The organism is Pseudomonas sp. PB120, from assembly GCF_009761815.1.
Classification (GTDB): Bacteria; Pseudomonadota; Gammaproteobacteria; order Pseudomonadales; family Pseudomonadaceae; genus Aquipseudomonas.
This window is the reverse complement of sequence record NZ_RWIN01000089.1, coordinates 61,379-81,843: the sequence shown is the minus strand read 5'-3', so window position 1 is coordinate 81,843 and position 20,465 is coordinate 61,379. Positions and strand designations below refer to the sequence as shown.

The window sequence follows — 20,465 nt, the reverse complement described above, 5'->3', positions numbered from 1 at the left end:
TTACTCTGAATCCTTTGTTGTAACGATAGGGGATGTTTCAATTTCGTCGTCCGCGTACGGATCGGGATAGCCCAACTCGGCAAGCAACGTTCGTTCCAGTGCTTCCATTTCTTCGGCTTCGTCGTCATCTATATGGTCGTAACCGAGTAGATGCAAGCAGCCGTGAATGACCAGATGTGCCCAATGGGCGTTCAGTGCTTTGCCCTGTTCGGCGGCTTCGCGCTCGACCACGGCCACGCAGATCACCAGATCGCCCAGAAGCGGGATATCCAGAAATTCGTCAGGCACATCGGCGGGGAACGACAGAACGTTAGTGGCGTAATCCTTTTGCCGCCAGGTGTGATTCAGCTCGCGGCCTTCCTCTTCGTCGACCAGGCGAATGGTCATTTCGGAGTCGGCAGTGCGCTGGCGCAGTGCGAGCTCGCACCATTGGCGGAATTCGGCTTCACTGGGGGCGGACGCTTCGGTAGCCAGTTGCAGGTCAAGCTCAAGCATCGCGGCGGCTATCCTTTGGCGTCTCGTCGGCCACACGGTTCTCGAAGCGCTCGTAGGCTTCGACGATTCGCTGCACCAGCGGATGGCGCACTACGTCCTTGGGCATGAAATGGGTGAAGCTGATGCCCGGCACGTCTTTGAGCACTTCGATCACATGGTGCAGCCCGGACTTGGTGCCTTTTGGCAGGTCGACCTGGGTAATGTCACCGGTGATGACCGCCGTTGAGCCAAAGCCGATCCGGGTCAGAAACATCTTCATCTGCTCGACGGTGGTGTTCTGGCTTTCGTCGAGAATGATGAAGCTGTTGTTCAGCGTGCGACCGCGCATGTAGGCCAGCGGTGCCACTTCGATCACCTGGCGCTCGATCAGCTTGGCCACGTATTCGAAGCCGAGCATCTCGTAGAGTGCGTCGTAGAGCGGGCGCAGGTAAGGGTCGATTTTTTGCGACAGATCGCCGGGCAGGAAGCCCAGTTTTTCGCCAGCTTCGACCGCCGGGCGCACCAGCAGGATGCGGCGAATCTGCTCGCGTTCCAGCGCGTCCACGGCACAGGCAACGGCCAGGTAGGTCTTGCCGGTACCGGCGGGGCCGATGCCGAAGTTGATATCGTTACCGAGGATTTCCTTCACGTAGCGCAGCTGATTCAAGCCGCGGGGGCGAATCATGCCTTTTTTGGTGCGCAGGGCTACGGAGGGTTCGGAAGGCGAAACAGTGTCCAGCTCTTCGACGGCCGATTCCTGGAGGAACAGGTGAACCAGGTCTGGCGACAGCTCGGTACCCTTGGTCTCGCGGTACAAGCGGCGCAGGAGGTTTTCCGCGGAGGTGGTGTGCTTCGGGTCGCCGATCAGTTCGAACTGGTTTCCGCGGTTGCGGATCTCGATGGTCAGGCGTTGCTCGATCAGGCGCAGGTGTTCGTCGAACATCCCGCACAGATTGGCGAAGCGGCGAGCCTCAAAGGGCTCGAGGATAAAACGATGTGGTTCTATGGGTGCGTTCAAGGTCGTATTTAGCCGCCCTGGGGCAATTAAGATGAAATCAAGGATAACGCCAGTGAGGCGGGTGCGAAAGCTCTTAAACAGACCAATGTCTGACAGTCACTTCATACCTGTGGCGAGGGAGCTTGCTCCCGCTCGACTGCGAAGCAGTCGCAAGGCCGTCAGCCGGGTATAACCTGCGGGTTATTGGGAGCGCTTCGCACTCCAGCGGGAGCAAGCTCCCTCGCCACAAAAGCCCGTGTCTTACTGAATCAGCGAGCCACGCAGCGAGTGCGGCTGTGCGGCGTCGATGTGCACATCGGCAAACTGGCCGATCAGGGTTGGATTGTCGCAGCGGAAGTTGACGATCCGGTTATTCTCGGTCCGGCCTTGCAGTTCGCCGGGGTCCTTTTTCGAATAATCGGTGACCAGGATCCGCTGGATCGACCCGACCATTTGTCGGCTGATTTCGAAGCCTTGCTGGTTCAGACGATGTTGCAGCGCATTCAGGCGCTCTTTTTTCAGCGCTTCCGGCGTTTCGTCGGCCAAGTCTGCTGCTGGAGTGCCCGGGCGCTGGCTGTAGACGAACGAGTAGGAAAAATCGAAGCCGACGTCTTCGATCAGCTTCATGGTCTGCTCGAAGTCTTTCTCAGTCTCGCCGGGGAAGCCGACAATGAAGTCCGAGCTGATGCAGATCCCCGGCACGGCGGCGCGCAGTTTGCGCAGCTTGGATTTGTATTCCAGCGCGGTGTGATTGCGCTTCATTGCCGACAGAATCCGGTCCGAACCCGACTGCACCGGCAAGTGCAGGTGTTTGACCAGTTCCGGCACCTCGGCGTGGGCCTGGATCAAGCTGTCGGAGAATTCCAGCGGGTGCGAGGTCGTGTAGCGAATCCGGTCGATGCCGTCGACCGCGGCCACCACGCGGATCAGTTCGGCGAGGTCCGCCAGGCGACCGTCGTGCGTAGCGCCGCGATAGCCGTTGACGTTCTGTCCCAGCAACGTCACTTCACGTACGCCGTTTTCGGCAAGGTGGATGATCTCGGCAATCACGTCGTCGAACGGGCGACTGACTTCTTCGCCACGGGTGTAGGGCACCACGCAGAACGTGCAGTACTTGCTGCAACCTTCCATCACCGACACATAAGCGCTCGGGCCATCGATGCGCGGCTCGGGCAAGTGGTCGAATTTTTCGATTTCCGGGAACGAGACATCCACTTGCGGCAGCTTGGTAGCGCGTGCGGCGTCGATCATTTCCGGCAGGCGGTGCAGGGTTTGCGGGCCGAACACCACGTCCACGTACGGCGCGCGATCACGAATGGCGGCGCCTTCCTGACTGGCCACACAACCGCCGACGGCGATCACCATGTCCGGGTTGGCGAGTTTCAATTCGCGCCAGCGGCCCAGCTGGGAATACACCCGGTCCTGGGCGCGCTCGCGAATGGAACAGGTATTGAGCAGGATCACGTCGGCGTCTTCTGCACGCGCGGTGACTTCCAGGGCCTGGTGTTCACCCAGCAGATCGACCATGCGCGAGCTGTCGTACTCGTTCATCTGGCAACCGTGGGTTTCGATGTAAAGCTTCTTGGCCATGGATACAGTCATCACCTGATTCAAAGAACCGCGCATTATAGGGAACATGTCCCAAGGTTCCTACCGCTGTGCGTCCGGCGGCTATGCTATAGTTCGCGCCCTCATTTTTATCCCCCGATGTGTTGCTCGCCCACCATGACCAAACGTGAAGCTCCAATCTACAAGGTGATTTTCCTCAACCAGGGCCAGGTGTACGAAATGTACGCCAAGCAGATCTATCAAAGTGATCTGTGGGGTTTTCTGGAAGTGGAAGAGTTCGTCTTTGGCGAGCGCACGCAAGTGGTCGTCGACCCGAGCGAAGAGAAGCTCAAGGCTCAGTTCGAAGGCGTGGTGCGCAGTTTTGTGCCGATGCATTCGATTGTGCGCATCGACGAAGTCGAGCGCTTGGGCACGCCGAAAATCAGCGAAGCCCGTGGCGCGGTCGGCAATGTGATGCCGTTCCCGATGCCGATGCCTGAGAAGTAAGTAGCGGTTTTGAGGTGAGAAGCTTTCTGTGGCGAGGGAGCTTGCTCCCGCTGGGGCGCGAAGCGGCCCTGAAATCTAACTCAGCGTTGTTCTGGCACACCGAGTTCTCCGGTTTTGCGACTGCTTCGCAGCCGAGGGGGAGCAAGCTCCCTCGCCACAGGGGGTGTTTTGCTCTCAGGGAAGTGGCGAAAACGGCGTACGCCCATCCGCGCTTTGCAGTTCCATCAGGTATTTACGAAAGATCTGCCCCAGTACCTGGGTCGCTATCTCAAGTTCTTCGCGAGGCATTTTCTCGGCCACTTCGTCAGCCGTGTCCAGCGCATCTTCCGCGCCATTGACCGCCGCCATTTTCAGCACGATGTACGCCTGGATGTTATTGGCTGGTACACCTTCGCCGTGGAAAAACATGGTGCCGAGTTTGAACTGTGCCTGGGCATGACCTTGCAACGAGGCCTTTTCGAAGTAGCTCAGGGCTTTATTGAGGTCGCGCGGTGTATTTTTACCGTCGTAATAGAATTCACCCAACTCGTATTGCGCTTGCGAATCCCCTTCATCCGACGCTTTCTGGCAGGCGGCGAGTGCTTGAGCCAGGTCTTGCGGCTGAGTATTGAGGGTGCAGCGACCCATCGCTGGGATTAACAACGAGTTGCCGCCTGCTTCTACGAGCAAGGGCTGAAGGAGCAACAGGCAGCCCAATGCGAGGGCGCGGCCGGTGCGGTTCATGGGAATCGACTTACCTCTGAAGGGCGCGCGGACCCATCGAGGGGATCCAAGTAGCGCGCATTATGAAATAAGCAGGGCCAACCTTACAAAGTCTTTACTCGTTTTTCTGCTGCGCGGGAAATATATCGCCCACTTTGCGGGAGATTATTGGCAGATGAGTAGGAAAAGGGGCCGGAGTGTAGGTAAAAGCTGACGTCGGCAATCGCCAACGTCAGCGGGTCTAGCGTTATTTCAAGGCAGCGAATGCGCGTTCGGCGGCATCCAGGGTCAGTTTCAACTCGGCTTCGCCGTGAGCGATCGAGGTGAACCCGGCTTCGAATGCGCTTGGTGCCAGGTACACGCCCCCCTCAAGCATCAGGTGGAAGAAACGGCCGAACAGGGCCGCGTCGCTGGCCATCACGTCATCGAAGGTCACGATGTCGTCGGCGCCGCTGAAGTACAGGCCAAACATCCCGCCGGCCTGGGTGGTCACGAAAGGAATGCCTGCGGCATCGGCGCGTTGTTGCAGGCCATCGAGCAGGCGGCTGGTGTAATCGCTGAGCTCGGCGTGGAAACCCGGACGGCTGATCAGGCGCAGCGTGGTCAGGCCGGCGGCCATTGCCAACGGGTTGCCCGACAAGGTACCCGCCTGATAGACCGGACCCAGTGGCGCGATGCGCGACATGATTTCGCGCTTGCCGCCGAAGCAGCCGACCGGCATGCCGCCGCCGATGATTTTGCCGAAGGTGGTCAGGTCCGGGGTCACGCCGTAGTGCGCTTGAGCACCGCCGAGGGCGACGCGGAAACCGGTCATCACTTCGTCGAAAATCAGCACCACGCCGTGCTTGTCGCACAGGGTCCGCAGGCCTTCGAGGAAGCCCGGTGCCGGTGGCACGCAGTTCATGTTGCCGGCCACCGGCTCGACGATGATGCACGCTACATTCTGGCCGACTTCGGCGAGCATGGTGTCCACCGCGTCGATGTCGTTGAACGGCAGCGTCAGGGTGTGTTTGGCGAAGTCCGCCGGTACGCCGGCCGAGCTCGGCACGCCTTGGGTCAGGGCGCCGGAGCCGGCCTTGACCAGCAGGCTGTCCGAGTGACCGTGGTAGCAACCTTCAAACTTGATGATGCTGTCGCGACCGGTGAAACCACGGGCCAGGCGGATTGCGCTCATGGTTGCTTCGGTGCCGGAGCTGACCATGCGCACCATTTCCATCGACGGTACGATCGAGCAGACCAGATCAGCCATCTGGGTTTCCATCTCGGTCGGCGCGCCATAGGACAAGCCGTGCTCAAGCTGTTTGCGCACCGCGTCCAGCACGTCCGGATGGCTGTGGCCGAGGATCATCGGGCCCCAGGAACCGACGTAATCCACATAACGCTTGTTGTCTTCGTCGGTGACGTAGGCGCCTTCGGCGTGTTTGAAGAACAACGGCGTACCGCCAACGCTTTTGAACGCGCGAACAGGCGAATTCACACCGCCGGGGATGTGTTTCTGGGCATTGGCAAACAGGGTTTCGGAACGAGACATGATCGGGCTCTCAAAAATCAGGATTTGAACAATTCGTTAAAGGCGCGGGCGCGGCGTGTCACTTCAGCGGCGCTGTCGGCGCCAAACAGGCCATGAACCACGGCCAGCAAATCGACCCCGTGGGCCACCAGCGGGGCGGCGTTGTCCAGGGTGATGCCGCCGATCGCGCAAATCGGCAAGTGCAATTGGCTGCGGGCCTTGTCGAGCAGTTCGAGGCTGCAGGTTGGCGCGCCGGGTTTGGTGTTGGAGTTGAAGAAGCGGCCGAACGCGACATAACTGGCGCCTTCCTTGGCCGCTTGCTCGGCGAGTTCGAGTTGCGCGTGGCAGGTCGAACCGATGATCGCCTGACGACCGAGCAACGCCCGGGCCGGGGTCAACGGGCCGTCGGTCTGGCCCAGGTGCACGCCGACGTTAAGGCGCGCGGCCAGTTCGGCATCGTCGTTGATGATCAGCTGGGTCTTGTAGCGTTCGCACAGGTCGCGCAGGGTTTCGGCCTCGCGCAGGCGGCGGGCCTCGTCGCTGCTTTTGTCGCGGTATTGCAGCAGGGTGACGCCGCCTTCCAGCGCCGCCTCCACGTACGAAAGAAATTTACCGGCCAGTAACTGGCTGTCGGTAATGGCGTACAGGCCACGTAGTTTCATCGGACAAGCCTCACCGCAATGCTTAAAGAAAGTTACGAACAGAAATCCAGCGGCAGGCGGCGTGGTACGAATTGGCCTTTGCCCAGTTGCTCCGCATCACGCAGGGTGCGCCACGTGTAGTTAAGCGCGGTCTGCACGGCGCTGACCAGATTTTCACCCTGGGCCAGACGGCCGGCGAGGGCGCTGGCCAGGGTGCAACCCGAACCGTGGTAACTGCCGGGCAATCGTTGGCAGGTGTAGGTTTCGCGCAGACCGTCACGGCTGTACAGGCGATTGTGAATTTCGTGTTCATCGCCGTGGCCGCCGGTGATCAGCAGGTGTTTGACGTACGGCAGGAGTTTTTCAGCGCACTCGTCGGCGGTGCCTTCTGGCAGTTCGGCGAGGATGCGGGCTTCAGGAAGGTTTGGGGTGGCAATGATGGCCAGGGGCAGCAGGCGTTCGCGCATGGCGTAGCCGACTTCATCCTTGCCCAGTCGTCCGCCGCCGCCGGCGCGCAGCACCGGGTCGCAGACCATTGGCAAGTGCGGGTGCGCTGTCAGCAGTTCGACGACGGTGTCGACCATTTCCAGCGAACCGAGCATGCCCAGCTTCACTGCCGCGACGTCGGAATCGTTGAGTACGGCATTGGCCTGGGCCAATACCCACTCACGGTCGAGGACGCGAAAGTCAGTGACGTTGACCGTGTCTTGCACGGTCAGGGCGGTGACGGCCGGGGCCGCATGACAACCCTGAGCGAGCAGGGCTTCGATATCTGCCTGCAAGCCGGCGCCACCACTTGGGTCGTGGCCGGAGAGACAGAGGACAACGGGGCGAGAGCTGTAGATATTCATGGTGCGCGAGCTTACCACCAAACATCGTTTTTCGGGTGTAGGGACGTCCAGTCTGGCCGATACATTGTGGTGAGGGAGCTTGCTCCCGTTCGGCTGCGAAGCAGTCGTGCTTTTGTGACTATTGGGGGCTGCTGCGCAGCCCAGCGGGAGCAAGCTCCCTCGCCACAGGTATCAGTAGGTCGCATCGGGGTTTCACAATCTGTGTTAGTTAACAGCTCTAACTCAATGGATGGCGCTGAAACGCCCGTTCTAGAGCCTTTGTAGGAAAAATTTCTATGGTGTTCAATGGCCATCAACGGCTATGCTAGAGTGGATCCAAACTAATAACAGGTGATACCGGTTTTACGTCTACTCAAACGGAATGGGGGGCTTCCTGACAGAACCGGACAGGCCACGCTGGGGCTTCAATGCGCTATTTGCTGATGTTGCTGTTGTGTTTGCCCCTTTTGGCGAGCGCTGTCGAGTTCGATGAGTACACTCAAAGCCTGCCCTTGGGCCGGAACCTGCAAGTGTTCGAAGACGCGGGTGGTCAGGCGACCATCGCGGATATCCGCGCGCAAGCGGCGGCCGGAAACTTCAAACCCCATCACAAAGACACCCTCAACGCGGGTTACTCGCGCTCAGTATTCTGGCTAAAAATCGATCTTCAGTACCGCCCCACCAACCCGTCGGCGCAACGCACCTGGCTGCTGGAGCTGGCTTACCCACCCCTTGATCACCTTGACCTTTACTTGCCCAATGCGGCCGGTGACTTTCAGTTGGCCCGGCAGACCGGCGATGCGTTGCCATTCGCCTCGCGGGAAATCCGCCAGAACAATTACCTGTTTGATCTGAATTTTGCCCCTGGCCAAACGCAGACCGTGTACCTGCGCCTGCAAAGCGAAGGCTCGATCCAGGCGCCGGTCACGTTGTGGTCGAGCACCGCGTACCTCGAAGAGCAACCGGTGCGGCTCTATGTGCTCGGGCTGATTTATGGCGTGTTGCTGGGGATGCTGGTCTACAACCTGTTCATCTACCTCAGCGTGCGCGACACCAGCTACCTCTATTACATCTTCTACATCGCCTCGTTCGGTTTGTACCAGCTGTCGGTGAATGGCGCGGCCGTGCAGTATTTCTGGCCGGACAATCCCTGGTGGGCCAACGCCGCGACGCCGTTCTTCATTGGTTGTGCGGGGTTGTTCGGCAGTCAGTTCGCGCGCAGTTTCCTGCAGACGGGCACCTACAGCCGCTGGCTCGACCGCTTGCTATTGGCGTTGATTGCGTTCGGTGCGGTGGTGGTCGGGTTGTCGCTGATGACCAGTTACGCCCTGGCCCTGCGACTGGCGACGGCATTGGCGCTGACGTTCACCGTGGTCATTTTTACCGCAGGGATTTTTGCCTGGCTGCGCGGGTTGCGGGTGGCACGCTATTTCATCATTGCCTGGTCGGCGTTTCTGCTCGGCGGCATCATCAATACGCTGATGGTGCTGGGTTACCTGCCGAATGTGTTCCTGACCATGTATTCCAGTCAGATTGGCTCGGCCATCGAAGTCGCGCTGTTGTCGTTGGCCCTGGCCGACCGCATCAACGCCATGCGTGAGCAGCAGGCACAGACCCTGTTCGATGCCGGTCAAAAGCTCGAAGTGCTCAATCAGCAACTGGCCCGCAGCAACAAGCTCAAGGACGAATTCCTCGCCACGCTGACCCACGAGCTACGCACGCCGATGAACGGGGTGATCGGCTCGCTGGAACTGATGCAAACCGTCGATATGGACCCGGAGCTGGAGCAATATCAGCAAACGGCGGCGGGTTCGGCGCGGGACATGATGCGCATGGTCAATGGCATCCTGACCTTGACCGAACTGCAGGCCGGCAAGCTCAAGGCCTCGGCGGACGCCTTCAGTTTGCGCGGCGTGGTTGAAGCGTTGCGCACGCAGTTCCAGGGCAATGCGTCGAGCAAGTCCCTGGACTTCAAAGTCGAAGTGACACAAGGGCTGCCGGATCGCTTGCACGGCGACAGCGCCAAGTTGGCGCAGTGCCTGGAATGCCTGCTGGACAACGCCATCAAGTTCACCAAGGTCGGCGGTCTGGCGTTGCGTGTGACGGGCAAGCCGCTGGAAAACAACCGCCTGGCGCTGTCCTTTGCGGTGATCGACACCGGCATCGGTTTCACCGACCTGGGAGAGGCGACGATGTACCAGCGCTTCTTCCAGCTCGACGGTTCGATGACGCGCGAATACGGCGGCCTGGGCGTCGGCCTGGCGATTTGCCGGCAATTGGTCGAATTGCTCGGCGGTCGCCTGACTCATCGTTCTGAACCGGGACGCGGCAGCCGCTTCCAGCTGGATGTCGAATTCGAGCTGCCGGTGATTGAGCGCTCGCCAACACCGTTTATGACGCGGGACTTCCCGCGCCTGCGACTGCCTCAGGATTGCACGGTGCTGTTGGTGGATGACAATGGCATCAATCAATTGGTGATGCGCGGCATGTTGCTCAAGCTTGGGTTCCGGGTGCGCACCGCCGACAGCAGCACCGCGGCGCTGGATTGTCTGCAACGTGAAGCTTTCGACGCGGTGTTGCTGGATTGCCAATTGCCCGCCGTGGACGGGGTGTCGCTGTGCTGCCAGATCCGCACCTTGCCGGGCTGCGCCGAATTGCCGGTGTTCTTGCTAGCCCTGAGCTCGGAGCGGGAGCAGTGCCCGACTGGCGCGATGATCGACCATCTGAACAAACCGGTGAAATTCGAGGATTTGCAGGCAGCGCTCTATCGCCGGGTGCTGTGTTCGGAGCAGGGTGAAAGCGCCGGCAGTTAGGCAGATATGACACTTTGATCGGCCTGGGAGCGGTGCTTAACTGAAGTCCCTTGGCTGACCAAAGGAGCCCTGTCATGAACCTGCATCAGTTCGCCGAAACCCACGAAGTCACCAACCAGCCACCGTCGCTGGACGGCACCAACCTGTATCGCATCGACCTGCCGTTGCAGGAGTGGTCGCGGCGTTTCGGGGCCGGTTGGGCCGAGTCGCGGATCGATGCGTATGGCGCACTGGCGGGCGGACCGCTGATGGAAGCGGGATTCCTGGCCAATCAAAACAAGCCGGTGTTCAGCAGCCATGACCGTTTTGGTCATCGCATTGACCTGGTGGAATTTCACCCGGCGTATCACGAGCTGATGCGCACGGCGGTCGAGCATGGTCTGACCTCGTTGCCATGGGCGCATCCACAGTCCGGCGCGCATGTCGCGCGCGCCTCCATGACCTACTTGCACAGCCAGGCCGAAGCCGGCAGCGGTTGCCCGCTGACCATGACGTTCGCCAGCGTTCCGGCCATGCGCCTGCAACCGGACCTGGCCGAGCAATGGCTGCCGAAGATTCTTTCGACCGAATACGACCCGCGCAACGTCGGCATGGCCCACAAGGCCGGCGTCACGATCGGCATGGCCATGACCGAAAAACAGGGCGGCACCGACGTGCGCGCCAACACCACCAAGGCCTATCCGGTCGGTGCCAGCGGTCCGGGTCAGGCCTATGAACTGGTGGGCCACAAGTGGTTCTGTTCGGCGCCGATGTGCGATGCCTTCCTGACCCTGGCCCAGACGGACAAGGGGCTGACCTGTTTCCTGCTGCCGCGCCATCGCCCGGATGACACGCGCAATCAGTTCTACATTCAGCGGCTCAAGAACAAACTGGGCAACGTCTCCAATGCTTCCAGCGAAGTGGAATTTCGCGGTGCGCTGGCGTGGATGGTCGGCGAAGAAGGGCGGGGTGTCCCGACCATCATCGAAATGGTCGCCATGACCCGGTTCGATTGCATGGTTGGCTCCAGTTCACTGATGCGCCAGGCGTTGACCCAGGCCAGCCATCACTGCGCGCATCGCACGGTCGGCGGAAAACTGCTCAGCGAGCAGCCGCTGATGCAGAACGTCTTGGCCGACCTGGCCCTGGAAAGCGAAGCCGCGCTGGCCTTGAGCTTGCGCATGGGCCGGGCGCTGGATTATCTGGATGACGAACACGAGGCCAAATTCGCGCGACTGGTCACTGCAGTGGGCAAATACTGGATCTGCAAACGTGCGCCCGCGATGATCAACGAAGCCGCCGAATGCATGGGCGGTGCAGGGTATGTTGAAGAAAGCATTCTGCCGCGCCTGTACAGAGAAGCGCCGGTCAACTCGACGTGGGAAGGTTCGGGGAACGTGCAATGCCTGGATGTCCTGCGCGCCTTGTCGAAGGAACCGGGCGTACTGGATGTGTTGTTCAGTGAATTGGGTGACGGGCATGGCGACAAGCGGCTGGCGGCGCACATCCAACAATTGCAGAGCGCCTTCAAGGACACCGGCGACATTCAGTACCGCGCCCGGCAATTGACTGAAGACATCGCCTTGGGGCTTCAGGCCAAGCTGTTGCTGGAAGCGGGGAATGCGACGGTCAGTGATGCGTTCATCGCCAGCCGGCTCGGTGCCGCTGGTCGCGTCTATGGCGCGTTGCCGCGAGGATTGAATGTGGAAGCGATTGTCGCCCGCTCAACCCCGCCCCTATAAACACCACCGCCCCTGTAGGAGCGAGCCTGCTCGCGATAGCGGACTGACAGTCAACTTATTCATTGACTGACATACCGTCATCGCGAGCAGGCTCGCTCCTACATTGGATCCGGGGGGTTCCGGGCATTCATGTATCAACACGCCACTGTTCCCGTCCGACGCTGTTGCAGGCAAGATGAAGGCCTGCAAGTCAGAACACAGGATGCTGATCGTGACCGAAGCTTTTATTATCGTTCAAACCGCCGAGCAAGCCGTGGACCGGCTTGCGCTCTTGCACAATCGTGCAACCACAGCGCTGAGCCAGGCGCTCAAGCTCTACCTCAAGGACCGTGTAGAGCCGGACGCCGAACAGCGTGCGATGTTTCGTTATCCTGAACTGCGTCTGACCTACCACTGCCAGGGCGAAGTCCCACAAACCACGCGCGCCTACGCCAAGGTCCAGTTGCCGGGGACCTACAGCGTCACCGTCACCCATCCGGCGGCGTTCCGTAAGTACTTGCTGGAACAACTGGTTCCCTTGATGCACGACTTCACCGTGACGGTCGAAGTGGGCGTCAGCCAGCAGAACATTCCTTACCCCTACGTGGTCGAGCAGGGCGATGAGCTGGCCGGCTCCGGCGTGACCGCCGCCGTGCTGGCGCGGGTGTTCCCGAGTACCGACCTGTCGGCCGCGACCGACGGCATTGCCGATGGCCTGTACGATTGGGAAAACACCGACCCGCTGCCGTTGGCCCTGTTCGATGCTGCGCGAGTGGACTTTTCCCTGCGCCGCCTGGTGCATTACACCGGCAGCGACTGGCGTCATGTGCAGCCCTGGATTCTGCTGACCAACTACCACCGTTATGTGGATCAGTTCATCGTTCATGGCCTTGAGCAACTGCGCAGCGACCCGCGTTTCGTGCGCATGGTGCTGCCGGGCAACGTGATCATCGAAAAGAGCATGGACCACGGCGAAGCGTCGGCGATTGCGGCGGGTGTGGTCTGGCATCGTTACCAGATGCCGGCTTACCACCTGATTGCCAACGATGGCCACGGCGTGACGCTGGTGAACATCGGCGTCGGCCCGTCCAACGCGAAGAACATCACCGATCACCTGGCCGTGCTGCGTCCGCATTGCTGGCTGATGATCGGCCACTGCGGTGGCTTGCGTCAGTCGCAGACCATTGGCGACTACGTGCTGGCTCACGCTTACATGCGACGTGACGGGATTCTCGACCGGGTTGTGCCGCCGAACATTCCGATCCCGGCCCTGGCGGAAGTGCAGATGGCGTTGCAGCAAGCGGCGGCCAACATCACTGGCGAGAAGGGCGATGAACTGAAGAAACGCCTGCGCACCGGCACCGTGCTCACTTACGACGACCGTAACTGGGAATTGCGCTGGGCGCAGGAGCGTCCGTTGATCAACCTGTCGCGCGCGGTTGCGGTGGACATGGAGAGCGGCACCATCGCCGCGCAGGGTTATCGCTTGCGGGTGCCGTACGGCACGCTGCTCTGTGTTTCGGACAAGCCGTTGCACAGTGAAATCAAGCTGCCGGGTTCGGCCAACGCCTTCTACGAGCGCGCGGTCAGCCAGCACTTGAAGATCGGCATCGAGGCGGTGGATCTGCTACGCACCGAACTCAACTCGTTGCACTCGCGCAAACTGCGCAGCTTCGACGAGCCGCCGTTCCGCTAACAGTCATGGTCATTTGACGGTCGGGGCACTAGCATTGGCAGCCCTGACCGTTAGATGTTCTCTTCGCCATGCCTCGTCCTCCACGTCCCGTTTCCCGCCGCCCTGGCGCGAAGCCTGCGCCATCGTCCTCAGCCCCGCGCCGTGTCGCCAAAGCGCCACCGGCCGAGCCGAAGCTGATTTTGTTCAACAAACCGTTCGATGTGCTGACGCAATTCAGCGACGGCGAAGGCCGGGCGACGCTCAAGGACTACATCGAGATTCCAGGGATTTACCCGGCAGGTCGGCTGGACCGCGACAGCGAGGGGTTGCTGCTGCTCACCAATGACGGCCAGCTGCAAGCGCGGATCGCCGACCCGAAGCACAAACTGGCCAAGACCTATTGGGTACAAGTAGAAGGCGAACCGAGCGCCGAGCAGATGCAGCGCTTGCGCGAGGGCGTCGAGCTGAATGACGGCATGACCTTGCCGGCCGAGGCACGGCAGCTGGACGAGCCGGAACTGTGGCCACGCAACCCGCCGGTGCGCTTTCGCAAAAGTGTGCCGACGAGTTGGCTGGAGCTGGTGATTCGCGAGGGGCGCAACCGTCAGGTCCGGCGCATGACGGCGGCGGTCGGCTTGCCGACCTTGCGGTTGGTGCGGGTCAAAATCGGTGACTGGTCGATCGAAGGGCTCGATCAGGGCCAGTGGAAAGAAGTGCCGGCGCGTTTATAACGAGCCGGATTCGATCAGGCCGATCACCACGCTTTTGATCACAAAAGCAGCGACACCCAGGCCCAGCACGAAGAACAGGATGAACGAGCCAAAGCGCCCGGCCTTGGATTTCTTCGCCAGATCCCAAACGATGAAACCCATGAAAATGATCAGGATGGTAACCAGTCCGGTCATCATCCACTCTTCAAAAACTGCAGGATCCATTGAGTATCTCCAGCGCGGGCGGGGCTAAAAGGCGCTGGAGTATACGTCATGGGATAATGGCGCAGCATGGACCTGCGGCGGTGTGTCGCAGCTATTCGTCGCCTGTCCCGGCCCCATCGCGAGCAGGCTCGCTCCCACAGGGGAATGCAGTCAATTGTGGGAGTGAGCCTGCTCGCGATGGCGTCTTCAGCTGCGCAGATGAGTCAACGGCAGTTCAGTGCTGTTCAGTACCTGATTCAGCACAAAACTCGACCGCACACTTGTCACCCCTTCAATTCGCGTCAGATGCCCCAGCAGCAATTTCTGATAATGATCCATGTCCGGCACCACCACCTTGAGCTGATAGTCGGCGTCCATCCCGGTCACCAGGCTGCATTCCAGCACCTGCGGCAAGGTGCGAATCGCCGCTTCGAAATTCTCGAACCGCTCCGGCGTATGGCGGTCCATGCCGATCAGCACGTACGCCGTGAGGCTCAGGCCGAGCATTTTGCGGTCGAGCAGGGCGACCTGACGGGTAATGTAGCCGTCGTCTTCCAGTTGCTTGACCCGCCGCGAGCAAGGCGAGGGCGACAGGCCGATGCGCTCGGCCAATTCCTGGTTGGAGATGCGCGCGTCACGCTGCAATTCCGCCAAAATGCTCAAGTCGTATCGGTCGAGTTTGCTCATCAATCAGGCCTTTGTCATAACTATTGCGGCAGATTATCTATCCAGGGTTAAAAATTGCGCAAGTAATGTTTATTTGAGCAATCTTCGCAATCCTCTGCCGGCGCCGCAGGCCTATTCTTATCACCAGAATCACTGCTCGGACAAACAGTCCACAGCGGCTCGCCCAATCAGGCCAGTCGCGGCCGCCACTCCCCACAGGGGATGCGCCGGCCCCCGAGCTACACACTGTCCAGAAGACGGCGTGAGGTGAGCCGACGTCATAAGCGTCGAGCACGGACGAAGTTCTCAAAGGGAGGCCGACGGGTCTCCCTTTTCTTTTGCCCGCGATTTTTCATGCCCTTTAAAAAGTGTCCCTCAATAAATAAGTTGCGCGACTGATAACCTGTAGCAGAACCGGCCTGTGCTTTCCCAGTCTTACGTACAGGCCCTAACCCGCAGTGAGGAAAAGCATGAAGTCGCGCATCTGGCGTTTGGCCGGTGTTGGTTTGCTGTGTGTAAGTGTCACTGCGCAATCGCTGGCCGATGAGCCGCAAAACCGTGGCCCCGATGGCGGGCAACACGGGTGGGATGGCCACCAGGGGAACAATCAGGGGCACGGTGGCAACAATCAGCCGCGTCCGCAAAACGGGCAGCAACAGCAGAATCAGCCTCGCCCGCAGAACAATGACATCATTCGCGGCGACAACAGCCGTCAGTTCGAGCACAACGGGCAGAATCAGCAAAACCGGCAACCGCACGACTACAACAGTCCGGTCCGCCCGCCACCCCCACCGCCGCAGCTGCCGGCCAACGACCTGCCGATCCAGGGCCGGCCCGACACCGTGCGCCAGACCCAGCAACCCCAGCGTGGTTACTACCAGGACGTGCCACGGCGCAACGACAACAACGCGCATTGGCAGAACAATGGCCCGCGCCCGGACGATCATCGCTGGGCCGGTCGCCCGGATGGGCACGGCAACGGCTGGGGGCCCGGCCCGCAGTATCGTCCCGGGCAAATGGTCGACCGTTTCCCGGATCGTGAATTCCGCGTGCCCTATGGCGGTCGCGACTACTTCTACTCCGGCGGCTATTGGTATCGCCCGCAAGGCCCGCGTTATGTAGTGGTTCAACCACCGCGCGGCATCCGCGTCAGTTACCTGCCCGATTACGCCCGTGAAGTGTGGATCGGCGGTGCGCTGTTGTTCCTGGCGGCGGGGTCGTATTACGCCTATCAGGAAAGCTCTCAGGATTACGTGGTGGTCGAGCCGCCCGTGCAACCGCAGCCGCAACCAGTCAGCAATGGCTACGACGTGACGGCTTACCCGGCGAACGGTCAATCGCAGGAGCAAGTCAGCCAGGACGGTTACGAGTGCTATCAATATGCGGTGCAGCAAAGTGGCTTCGATCCGCGAACGGCCACCTATCAACCGGACCCGTCGGTGGTGCAAACCTACCGTCAAGCCCAGGGGAACTGCCTGGCCAGCCGCGGTTATCAGGTCACGTTCTGAGCCCTGGCGGCCAGCACCACTTCCTGCGGGTCGGCGTGCACCAGCACCTCGGCTCGCGGGTAGGCGGCGTGAATGGCATCGGCGGCCTGGTCGCTGATGCCGTGCGCGACTGACAGGGTCAGGTCGCCCGGCAATTCCAGGTGCAACTGCACGAACCACTGGTTGCCGGAAACACGCGTGCGCAGGTCATGCGCGCCCAGAACGCCCGGCACGCTGCACGCCAGTTCGAGCATGTGCTGACTGACATCCGCTGGCAGCTCTTCATCCATCAACACGGTAAAACTCTCGCGGGCGATCTGGATCGCGCTCCACAGAATGTAGGCCGCGATCCCCAGGCCAAACCACGCATCCACCTGGTTCCAGCCAAACCCGGCCAGTACCAGCGCCACCAGAATGCTGCCGTTGAGCAGCATGTCCGAACGATAGTGCAGCGAGTCGGCGCGCACCGCGTTGGAGCCGGTCGCCTTGACCACCCGATGTTGCAACATCAGCAGGGCCAGGGTCAGCACCAGGGAGAACACGATCACCCCGATGCTGATCCATGGCGCCCCCACCGGTTCCGGATGCTGCAGCCGATCAAACGCCTGCAACGCAATCAGCACCGCACTGCCACCAATGAACAGCGCCTGAGCCATGCCCGCCAGCGACTCGGCCTTGCCATGCCCGTAACGGTGATCGTCATCGGCCGGGCGCAAGGCGTAATGCACCGCCAGTAAATTCAGCAGCGAAGTGACGCCGTCGAGCGCCGAGTCGGTCAACCCGGCGAGCATGCTCACCGATCCGCTCAACCACCAGGCAATGGCTTTGGCGACGACCAGTGTGCACGCCACCGCCACCGAGGCGCGGGTGGCGAGCCGCAGCAGGCGGGCGTGTTCGGAGCTTGAAATCATGGGGCCGGGTTTTCCTTGTGCGTTATGCCGCAGGCTGCAAGCCGAACATGGCCAATTGCTGAGTGCTGCCCTTGTGCTGGATCAACCGTGGGTCATCCAGCGGGAAGCTGCGGCCCAGCTCGGTTTCCAGAATAGTCTGCAACTTGTGGTTATCGACTTTTCCATCGGCGCCGATGGCTTCCTTGAGTTTTTCCGGAGCGACCTGAGCGGTCTTGCCCGGTTCGAAATAAATCGCGCCGGTGGCGAAGTCGACCGCAAACGCGATCAAGCCGGGGATGATGTAAAACAGCAGGCCTACGGCATCCAGCGCAGCGATGGCCGGGTCGATCTTGCCGTCAATCTGGCCACGGCGGTCGGGATAGAAGATCGATCCGCAGGCCGTTACTTGGGTTAGCAGGGTTGCAATCAGCACACCGCCAATCAGGCGAAAGGGAACACGCATAGGAAATCTCCTTGGTCATCTCAAAACGAATAGGCGTCTGTATGAATTAGGACCGTGATTAACGCCAGGCAGTTCGCCGTTATACTCGGCCCTCTGTTTGGGAGCCAGCATGATTTCTTTGCCGATTGATGAAGTTTTACCCGCGCTGCGTGAAGCCTTGGCGACACGCCACGAAGCCGTGCTCGAAGCACCGCCCGGCGCCGGTAAAACCACCCGCGTTCCACTGGCCTTGCTCAATGAGACCTGGTTGGCCGGGCAGACCATTCTGATGCTGGAGCCGCGTCGCTTGGCGGCACGGGCGGCAGCGGAGCGCCTGGCCAGTGAGCTGGGGGAGAAAGTTGGCGAGACCGTCGGCTATCGCATTCGGCTCGACAGCAAAGTCGGCCCCACTACCCGTATCGAAGTGGTCACCGAAGGCATTCTCACTCGGCGCCTGCAGGATGATCCGGCGCTGGAAGGCGTGGGCTTGCTGATTTTTGACGAGTTCCATGAACGTAGCCTCGACGCCGACCTGGCCTTGGCCCTGAGCCTGAATGGCCGGGAGCTGTTTCGTGACGATCAACCGTTGAAAATCCTGTTGATGTCGGCAACCCTCGAAGGCGAGCGCCTGGCCGGGTTGCTCGACGACGCGCCGATCCTGCGCAGTGAAGGCCGCATGTACCCGGTGGCGATGCGCTGGGGCCGACCGTTCCAGTCAGGAGAATTCATCGAGCCGCGAGTGGTGCAAACCATTCTCGACGCCTTGAATGACGAGACCGGCAGCGTGCTGGTGTTCCTGCCGGGGCAGGCCGAAATCCGCCGCGTGCATCAACAACTGGCCGATGCATTGGGGGAGGGCACGCCGGTGATGCTTTGCCCGTTGCACGGTGAACTGGACCTGGCGGCGCAACGCGCGGCGATTGATCCGGCGCCGGCGGGCAAACGCAAAGTGGTGCTGGCGACCAACATCGCCGAGACCAGCCTGACCATCGACGGCGTGCGCGTGGTGATCGATGCCGGGTTGGCGCGAGTCCCGCGTTTCGATCCGGGCAGTGGCATGACCCGCCTCGACACTCAACGCATTTCCAAGGCCAGCGCCACGCAGCGCGCGGGCCGTGCGGGGCGGCTGGAGCCGGGCGTGTGTTATCGCTTGTGGTCGCAGGATCAGCACGAGCAACTGGCGGCCTACGCCAGTGCGGAAATTCTCTCGGCGGACCTTGCCGGCCTGGCGCTGCAACTCGGTCGTTGGGGCGTGACGCCGACGCAACTGGTGTGGCTCGACGTGCCGCCCGCTGCCGCTTATGCACAGGCTCAAAACCTGCTCGATCGCCTGGGCGCACTGGACGGTGAAACGCTGACCCGCCACGGTCAGGCCATGGCCGAACTGCCGGCACATCCGCGCATCGCCCATTTGCTGCTGCGCGGCCAGGCACTCGGGCTGGCGCCGATGGCCTGCGATGTCGCCGCCCTGCTTGGCGAGCGGGATATCTTGCGCGGTGGCGGCGCCGATCTGCACAGCCGACTGGTGCTGTTGTCGGGTGAAGAGCGTGCCGCGCGCGGTGCCCAGAGCGGTGTGCAGCGGGCCCGGCAACTGGCGCGGCAGTATCGCGGTTACCTGCGCGGCAAGGCGTCGGAACCGGTCAGCGATCCGGATCACCCGCGCTGGCTCGGCGCCTTGCTGGCGCTGGCCTATCCCGACCGTGTCGCCCAGCAGCGGCGAGCCGGTGGCGCGGAATACCGCCTGGCCAACGGGCGTGCCGCGCTGTTCGCCGAAGCCGACAGCCTGATGAAACAGCCCTGGTTGGTGATCGCCGATCTCGGCAGCCGCCAGGGGCAGCGTGAAGAACGGATTTACCTGGCGACGGATTTCGATCCGGCGCTGTTCGATTCCGTGCTGGCCGAGCAAGTGCGGGTGGTCGATCAACTGGATTGGGACGAGCGCGAAGGCGTGTTGCGCGCCGAGCGTCAGCGCAAGGTCGGCGAGTTGGTCCTCAGCCGCGAACCGCTGACCGGGCTCGATGAAACCGCCCGCAGTCAGGCACTGGTGAACCTGGTGCGGCGCAAAGGCCTTGAGCTGTTGCCCTGGACCCCGGAGCTGCGCCAGTGGCAGGCGCGGGTCGCATTGCTGCGTCAGCTGGACGTGGGCAGCAAAAACGAGAGTGAGTGGCCGGATGTCAGCGATGCCGCGCTGATGAAAAATCTTGAACACTGGCTGATGCCGTATCTGGGCAAAGTCTCGCGCCTCAGCCACTTCGCCAATCTGGACCTGTCGAGCATCGTCCACAACCTGCTGCCGTGGCCGCTGCCGCAACGGCTGGACGAATGGGCGCCGCATCATTTGAGCGTGCCGTCAGGGTCCTCGATTCGTCTGGACTACAGCGAGCAGCCACCGATTCTGGCGGTGCGATTGCAGGAGCTGTTCGGCCTGGCCGAAACCCCGCGCATCGCGGGCGGCCGGCAAGTGGTGAAGTTGCACCTGCTGTCCCCGGCACGCCGGCCGGTGCAGGTGACGCAGGACCTGGCCAATTTTTGGCGGAGTACCTATGCGGAAGTGAAGAAGGATTTGAAGGGGCGGTATCCGAAGCATTACTGGCCGGATGATCCGCTGGTGGCGGAGGCAACCGCTAGAGCCAAGCCCAGAAAGTCCTGAATGCACAACCACCGCTTCA

Annotated in this window: 18 protein-coding genes; 7 read left to right on the top strand and 11 right to left on the bottom strand. The window is 61.2% G+C overall.

What is annotated here, in order from left to right; all coding sequences use genetic code 11:
• The 3 genes from ybeY to miaB form a co-directional block, all read right to left on the bottom strand.
• Complete coding sequence (ybeY, locus tag EJA72_RS17775; protein ID WP_157712727.1) at positions 1 to 495, bottom strand: rRNA maturation RNase YbeY; 495 nt, start codon at positions 493 to 495, stop codon at positions 1 to 3.
• On the bottom strand, positions 488 to 1,492 hold the full coding sequence (locus tag EJA72_RS17770; RefSeq protein ID WP_157712726.1) for a PhoH family protein: 1,005 nt from the start codon (positions 1,490 to 1,492) through the stop codon (positions 488 to 490). The genes ybeY and EJA72_RS17770 overlap by 8 nt, the downstream gene beginning before the upstream one ends.
• A gap of 240 nt (positions 1,493 to 1,732) precedes the next feature.
• Complete coding sequence (gene miaB, locus EJA72_RS17765) at positions 1,733 to 3,061, bottom strand: tRNA (N6-isopentenyl adenosine(37)-C2)-methylthiotransferase MiaB (protein WP_163019395.1); 1,329 nt, start codon at positions 3,059 to 3,061, stop codon at positions 1,733 to 1,735.
• A 135-nt stretch (positions 3,062 to 3,196) separates the two neighbouring features.
• On the opposite strand from miaB, the gene EJA72_RS17760 reads away from it, so the two are divergent.
• Positions 3,197 to 3,526, top strand: a complete 330-nt coding sequence (locus EJA72_RS17760) for a DUF1820 family protein (RefSeq protein ID WP_007894425.1) — start codon at positions 3,197 to 3,199, stop codon at positions 3,524 to 3,526.
• A 174-nt stretch (positions 3,527 to 3,700) separates the two neighbouring features.
• Here EJA72_RS17760 and EJA72_RS17755 read toward each other — a convergent pair whose 3' ends face one another.
• The 4 genes from EJA72_RS17755 to EJA72_RS17740 form a co-directional block, all read right to left on the bottom strand.
• Entirely contained in the window at positions 3,701 to 4,249 is a 549-nt protein-coding gene (locus tag EJA72_RS17755; protein WP_157712724.1) for a tetratricopeptide repeat protein, read from the bottom strand.
• Positions 4,250 to 4,475: 226 nt separating this feature from the next.
• Positions 4,476 to 5,759: a glutamate-1-semialdehyde 2,1-aminomutase gene (gene hemL / locus EJA72_RS17750; protein ID WP_157712723.1), complete on the bottom strand. Its 1,284-nt coding sequence runs from the start codon at positions 5,757 to 5,759 to the stop codon at positions 4,476 to 4,478.
• A gap of 17 nt (positions 5,760 to 5,776) precedes the next feature.
• The gene (thiE, locus tag EJA72_RS17745; protein WP_157712722.1) at positions 5,777 to 6,400 is read right to left on the bottom strand and encodes a thiamine phosphate synthase; all 624 of its coding nucleotides are present in this window, start codon (positions 6,398 to 6,400) and stop codon (positions 5,777 to 5,779) included.
• A gap of 32 nt (positions 6,401 to 6,432) precedes the next feature.
• On the bottom strand, positions 6,433 to 7,230 hold the full coding sequence (locus tag EJA72_RS17740) for a hydroxymethylpyrimidine/phosphomethylpyrimidine kinase (RefSeq protein WP_157712721.1): 798 nt from the start codon (positions 7,228 to 7,230) through the stop codon (positions 6,433 to 6,435).
• 407 nt (positions 7,231 to 7,637) lie between these two features.
• Here EJA72_RS17740 and EJA72_RS17735 point away from each other — a divergent pair, with 407 nt between their 5' ends.
• The 4 genes from EJA72_RS17735 to EJA72_RS17720 all read left to right on the top strand — a co-directional run bounded on the left by EJA72_RS17735 (position 7,638) and on the right by EJA72_RS17720 (position 14,128).
• Complete coding sequence (locus tag EJA72_RS17735; RefSeq protein ID WP_157712720.1) at positions 7,638 to 10,022, top strand: hybrid sensor histidine kinase/response regulator; 2,385 nt, start codon at positions 7,638 to 7,640, stop codon at positions 10,020 to 10,022.
• A 74-nt stretch (positions 10,023 to 10,096) separates the two neighbouring features.
• Positions 10,097 to 11,743, top strand: coding sequence for an acyl-CoA dehydrogenase family protein (locus tag EJA72_RS17730; protein WP_157712719.1), 1,647 nt, complete (start codon positions 10,097 to 10,099; stop codon positions 11,741 to 11,743).
• Between the two features lie 175 nt (positions 11,744 to 11,918).
• The gene (gene amn, locus EJA72_RS17725; RefSeq protein ID WP_178129409.1) at positions 11,919 to 13,418 is read left to right on the top strand and encodes an AMP nucleosidase; all 1,500 of its coding nucleotides are present in this window, start codon (positions 11,919 to 11,921) and stop codon (positions 13,416 to 13,418) included.
• A gap of 68 nt (positions 13,419 to 13,486) precedes the next feature.
• The gene (locus EJA72_RS17720; protein WP_157712717.1) at positions 13,487 to 14,128 is read left to right on the top strand and encodes a pseudouridine synthase; all 642 of its coding nucleotides are present in this window, start codon (positions 13,487 to 13,489) and stop codon (positions 14,126 to 14,128) included.
• On the opposite strand, the gene EJA72_RS17715 is transcribed toward EJA72_RS17720, so the two are convergent.
• Together EJA72_RS17715 and EJA72_RS17710 are read right to left on the bottom strand one after the other, a co-directional pair.
• The gene (locus EJA72_RS17715) at positions 14,123 to 14,332 is read right to left on the bottom strand and encodes a DUF2788 domain-containing protein (protein WP_157712716.1); all 210 of its coding nucleotides are present in this window, start codon (positions 14,330 to 14,332) and stop codon (positions 14,123 to 14,125) included. The genes EJA72_RS17720 and EJA72_RS17715 overlap by 6 nt on opposite strands.
• 186 nt (positions 14,333 to 14,518) lie before the next feature.
• Complete coding sequence (locus EJA72_RS17710; protein ID WP_007894448.1) at positions 14,519 to 14,998, bottom strand: Lrp/AsnC family transcriptional regulator; 480 nt, start codon at positions 14,996 to 14,998, stop codon at positions 14,519 to 14,521.
• A 449-nt stretch (positions 14,999 to 15,447) separates the two neighbouring features.
• On the opposite strand from EJA72_RS17710, the gene EJA72_RS17705 reads away from it, so the two are divergent.
• A complete protein-coding gene (locus tag EJA72_RS17705) occupies positions 15,448 to 16,485 on the top strand; it encodes a DUF6515 family protein (RefSeq protein ID WP_157712715.1) in 1,038 nt (345 codons plus the stop codon).
• Here EJA72_RS17705 and EJA72_RS17700 read toward each other — a convergent pair.
• Entirely contained in the window at positions 16,470 to 17,375 is a 906-nt protein-coding gene (locus tag EJA72_RS17700) for a cation diffusion facilitator family transporter (protein ID WP_157712714.1), read from the bottom strand. The two genes, EJA72_RS17705 and EJA72_RS17700, sit on opposite strands and share 16 nt — an antisense overlap.
• Before the next feature lie 22 nt (positions 17,376 to 17,397).
• Positions 17,398 to 17,817, bottom strand: coding sequence for a polyribonucleotide nucleotidyltransferase (locus EJA72_RS17695; protein ID WP_157712713.1), 420 nt, complete (start codon positions 17,815 to 17,817; stop codon positions 17,398 to 17,400).
• A 109-nt stretch (positions 17,818 to 17,926) separates the two neighbouring features.
• On the opposite strand from EJA72_RS17695, the gene hrpB reads away from it, so the two are divergent.
• Positions 17,927 to 20,446: an ATP-dependent helicase HrpB gene (gene hrpB / locus EJA72_RS17690; RefSeq protein ID WP_157712712.1), complete on the top strand. Its 2,520-nt coding sequence runs from the start codon at positions 17,927 to 17,929 to the stop codon at positions 20,444 to 20,446.
• Positions 20,447 to 20,465: the final 19 nt, after the last annotated feature.